This window comes from Planktosalinus sp., assembly GCF_059864935.1.
Window position 1 is genome coordinate 1 of record NZ_JCBCCK010000506.1, and the last position, 1,696, is coordinate 1,696.

General features: G+C 38.7%; 2 protein-coding genes. Both read right to left on the reverse strand.

Features of this window, described 5'->3' with window-relative positions:
• Nucleotides 1-406 (reverse strand): cytochrome c oxidase subunit II transmembrane domain-containing protein (locus AC6F75_RS14610; RefSeq protein WP_500715824.1); only part of this gene is annotated, 406 nt, incomplete at its 3' end.
• Nucleotides 407-434: 28 nt separating this feature from the next.
• Nucleotides 435-1,696 (reverse strand): quinol:cytochrome C oxidoreductase (locus AC6F75_RS14615; protein WP_500715825.1); only part of this gene is annotated, 1,262 nt, incomplete at its 5' end.

Here is a 1,696-nt window from a genome sequence, read left to right on the forward strand (position 1 = left end):
TGGTCCAAATAAATTCGAGTTTGTCATTGTCTGCAAAGAAAACAGCACGTTGTCCTTTTTTTCCGCGGTATTTGAAAGCAAAATAGTGAAGTAAAAACTGGGTAATCACCAGAACAAACATAATGATGACCATAGAAATGAGCATCAAAAGGTCAACGTCTTTACCGTGCTCTGAAGCTGCCTCCGGCAATAAAACTTTAGACCACTCCCAAAATCCGTAAACCAGGAAAACATAGAAAAAAATGAGGAAATAAAGCATCATCTTTCCGTTGAAGCTGTTATCCTTATCATTTGCTATTTGAGAATCATCACCTTTACCGACCTGTGACAACTGAAATATTTTATTCATTTGCCATACAGCTACAGCAAAGAGTACTAAAACGGCTATAACTAAAAATCCTGTCATTTTTATATTGGTTCTTTACAGTTCTTAATTAATAATGAAAATGTTTGCTTTCTTCAATGAACGGACTTCCTTTTGCTAAAAGTGGTGCTTTTGTCAAGGAGTTAAAAACTACAAACACAAATAACCCAAAGAAGAATAATAAGGCTCCTATTTCAGGTAATCCGATGTGCCATGATTGACCCACAGTTCCCGGCATAACCATTACATAAACATCAATGTAATGCCCAATTAAGATGATAATCCCTGTTCCTATTACCAACCAGTTGACACGTTTAAAGTCGCTGTTCATTAAAAGTAACAAAGGAAATACAAAATTAAGTGCCAACATTCCAAAGAACAACAAATTGTAATCTTCAATTCTTGAAACAAAATAGGTCACCTCTTCGGGGATATTTGCATACCAAATCAGCATAAATTGTGAAAACCACAGATAGGTCCAGAATATACTGAACGCAAACATATATTTAGCCAAATCGTGTATGTGACTGTTGTTTACATATTCCAGATAACCTTGAGATTTCAGATACACCGCAACCATTGCAATTACAGTTATGGCAGAGACCATCATTCCGGCAAATACATACCAGCCAAACAGGGTGCTGAACCAGTGTGGGTCAAAGGTCATAATCCAGTCCCAAGACATCATAGACTCGGTAACGATAAAGAACACCAGGAATCCGGCTGAAATCTTAAAGTTCTTTTTAAACCAGTGAGTTCCACCTTCTTCGTCTTGTTTAAGGGTATATTTTCTTGAGTAATGTCTGTACAGGTTCCATCCAATCAAATATATGGCAGCCCTTATTAAAAATCCGGGAGTGTTGAGCCACGCTGCTTTGTTTGCAACGATGAAATCATATTTTTCACTTTCGGGATCAAACAATGCGGCGTCCATCCAATGGAAAATGTGATTGACACCTAAAGCAGAAAGCACAAGCAATAAAAACATGATAATTGAACCTGGCAACAAATATCCGGTGATGCCTTCCATCACCCTGTATAGTACCGGCGACCATCCTGCCTGTGATGCATGTTGAATGGCATAAAACGCCAAAACACCAAGAGCTATCATAAAGAAGAAAAAGGCAGCCACATAAACAGCAGACCAAGGTTTGTTTTGCAATTGGTGGTACAAATGGTACACCTGCTCTTCATCGTGATGGACTTCTTCAACTTGACCGTGATGAGCCTCTTGTTGAGCCAGCATTTCTCTAACTTCTTCTTTAGAGCTTGGTGCGTTTAGAAAACCGGCAATCATACCCAAGGCCCCAACGACCATAAAAATGATTGCAA